Raw genomic sequence first — 2,928 nt, 5'->3', positions numbered from 1 at the left:
CAGCTCCTCGCGGATGGCTTCAAGCGCAACTTTGGCCTTGAACTCAGGCGAATGGTTCTTTCGTTTCTTCATTCTGGATCTTCTCTCTCATCAAGCGATCCACCTTAACAAATGGTCCGAAAGTCCGCGACCACCTCTGTTGTAGTCATATCAACTGAATGAAACAAAACTGCGACTTTCGTTAATCTTAAGCGGCCGTTGTGCGCACAGGTGCGGAATGACGGCACCGAGCCCAGAGCGGCCGGACTGAAATCGCGTCCTTCGCTTGTGCTGCAAAGTGCCAGATCTCTTGCGAGCGTCAGATATCAAGCAGGTACGAACGCCGGTTCCCGATCAACCATGCGGCTGACCAAGGCCGCACCAACCATGATGCTCACAAGCGCAAGCAGAGCCGCGATGCTGAGCGTTGCACCGCCGCTAAGGCCGGCGCCAATGGTGCAGCCTCCTGCTAAAACGCCGCCAAAGCCCATCAAAACCGCACCGGCTGTATAGCGCAGCGTTTGAGTCGGACTTTCAAAACTTTCAAGCTTCAATTCGCCGCGCACGGTTGCACTAAGGAAGCTGCCCAGCAACACACCGCCAATGAGGCCAGTGCCAAAACCTGCGGGTATCGCGCTGGAGGCTATTGCCCAGAACAACGTGTCAGACCAAGGTAGAGTAAAGGCAGCGGACTGCACTACCAGCGGATCGAAATCATCGAATACAAGAAAGCTTGTTGTTGCCCATCCGAGAACCGGAACTAAGCCGATGGCTGAAGCGAGAGCCACGTTTGTTATCGCGGGGCGATGACGGTAGATCATGAAGATGGCGGCCAATACCACGACGGCTGAGGCAATGGTCGCGCCGAATGGAATTTCGGAAATAGTGCCGAATGGAAGGTCAGCGCTTACAGACCCGAGTGCGGTGCGTGCAGGCGACAGAACGCCTTTGAGCGTAGCGTGTGCAACGATAGCAAAAACTACTAGCACCGCAACTGCGCGCAAATTGCCTGTTGCGGCGAGCACAGTTAGGCGGGACGGACACCCCCTCGTAAGAATCATGCCCGAACCGAACGCTAAACCTCCGAAAATAATTGCCAGAAACGGCAATTCTCCATCGAGATAGCGATGTCCTGCGAGGTCAACCCATCCGGCGGCAACAGCAAGCTGAAAACATACTATTGCCGTAGCCAAGGCCGTCAGCCAAACTGCACCTGCCCGTCCGCGATCTTGAAAATCGCCGGCGACAGCGCGGCGAAGGCAAAACCTAGTTATCTGGGCCGCAAAGCCGAACGTAGCACCAAGGCCAAGCGCAAACAAAACCTGTAGTGTGCGAGCGTCCAGCCCCCAGTCATACTGTTCAAGCAGCATCACAATCCCCTCTTCAACAAGCCGGACATCTGATCCGTTGACAGCCTTGTCAATAAGTAGAAACAGAACTCTATTTCAAAAATGCCCTCCCAAACGGGAAAATTTTCCTAAACTATGTCAATCACTGGTACCCGCATACAAATTAGGCAGAGCTAGTTAAGCCACTTTCCCTATTTATCTGCCGATGGAGATTTAGCGGCTTCGACTGCTATTTTCTCCAACCCACAGGGATCAAAGACACTTGATGGGAGCGCCGGATTCACGAGGAATAGTAGGTCGGTTTCAGAGTTTATTTGCCATGCCCGGCATTCGGCGCCGATGACCCCTCTGCGGAGAGGCTGTGTGAAAACTATCGAGAGCTTTTACAAATGCCAGAAATTGCCAGATTTGGGCGCCTTCTGGTCGAGCTGAACCATCAATATAGCAACTCCCGAAAACGAGCGGCGCGAAATCATGAAGAATCCCGAGTTTTCACACAGCCTCCGGACAAAGCTGTCATTTCATCTCGTCGGTCAATCAGACCGAGAGGGCATCTCTCAAACTTGACTCCGATCAATGAACGGATTTCTGAAAACGATACATACCGCTTATGAAAAGAATACTATCTCGCGGGGAGCATGGCGTCGCATACTTCACGGTGGCTTACATCGTTGCCTTTACGCTTTGGTTCGTTTCCATCGGCAACTACGAGTTCATTGTCTACGTGATAACGATGGTGGGTCTCGTTCTGCTCGTCGGGCTTTCGCTCGGAAAGGCAGAGTACACTCTGGCGATGCTATGGGCGCTTTCGGTTTGGGGACTGATGCACATGGCCGGTGGCGGTGTGCCAATCGGCGATTCCGTCCTCTACAATCTGCACCTCGTTCCAATTGTGGAAGCAGAACGCCTGTTCATTCTGAAATTTGATCAATTGGTCCATGCATACGGGTTCGGGGTCACGGCCTGGGTACTGCATCATCTGCTCACCCGTCACTTTCCCGAAATGCATGGAACGGCAACCGCTCTCGTTTATCCGGTATTGGCATCCATGGGACTTGGCGCGCTGAACGAAATCATCGAGTTCTCGGCCGTCCTAATGGTCCCCGACACCAATGTCGGAGGCTATATTAACACTGCGCTCGACCTTTGCTTCAACGCCGTAGGAGCAATCATAGCGATGACGATAATCGGACTTCGGCGGAGAGCCGCCTGATGGAGATCATCCATTGGTCCGCTTTGTGGGGCCGGCATTCCAGCGCCTCACCTGTGTGCCGAAATCAGGTAGCGATTAAGCGAGAAGAAGAATCCACCCGTTCTTTCTAATTCCTGTTGGTCTTCCAACCACGCTGCTTGCTCCTGCGAACTGAACTCCGAGGAACTGTCCATAATGGAAGTTGCGAACCCTGCCGATTGGCGTGTACGTGTCCTCGCCAAAGCTGGTGTTCAAAACCACAAAACTTTCCGCCGATATGCTGGAGAACCCGGCCAACGCCAGTCTCATTGGCAATGACCTAGGCAATCTGGCATCGGCGTAGACCGCCTGATAGGTCGTCATCACGCGCTTCATCAGGGTGGGGTCACTGCTTGTCCAAACCAACGT

The 2,928-nt window shown here is 53.3% G+C and carries 3 protein-coding genes; 1 reads left to right on the top strand and 2 read right to left on the bottom strand.

Features of this window, described 5'->3' with window-relative positions:
* Nucleotides 1-305 precede the first annotated feature (305 nt).
* Nucleotides 306-1,349: a YeeE/YedE family protein gene (locus Q1B15_RS03435; protein WP_299750182.1), complete on the bottom strand. Its 1,044-nt coding sequence runs from the start codon at nt 1,347-1,349 to the stop codon at nt 306-308.
* 589 nt (nt 1,350-1,938) lie between these two features.
* Between Q1B15_RS03435 and Q1B15_RS03430 the strand changes: the two genes are divergently transcribed.
* Nucleotides 1,939-2,541, top strand: a complete 603-nt coding sequence (locus Q1B15_RS03430) for a DUF2238 domain-containing protein (RefSeq protein WP_299750180.1) — start codon at nt 1,939-1,941, stop codon at nt 2,539-2,541.
* A 75-nt stretch (nt 2,542-2,616) separates the two neighbouring features.
* Here Q1B15_RS03430 and Q1B15_RS03425 read toward each other — a convergent pair.
* Nucleotides 2,617-2,928: hypothetical protein (locus Q1B15_RS03425; RefSeq protein WP_299750177.1), on the bottom strand; the 312-nt coding region annotated here is incomplete at its 5' end.

The organism is uncultured Boseongicola sp. (assembly GCF_937988555.1).
Lineage (GTDB): Bacteria > Pseudomonadota > Alphaproteobacteria > Rhodobacterales > Rhodobacteraceae > Boseongicola.
Note: the sequence above shows the minus strand (reverse complement) of the source record. Positions and strands in the feature narration are given on the sequence as shown.

What these genes read in the sequence shown, in the direction of transcription:
- Q1B15_RS03435 (WP_299750182.1), bottom strand. Translation starts at nt 1,349, where the DNA reads ATGCTGCTTGAACAGTATGACTGGGGGCTGGACGCTCGCACACTACAG.
- Q1B15_RS03430 (WP_299750180.1), top strand. Translation starts at nt 1,939, where the DNA reads ATGAAAAGAATACTATCTCGCGGGGAGCATGGCGTCGCATACTTCACG.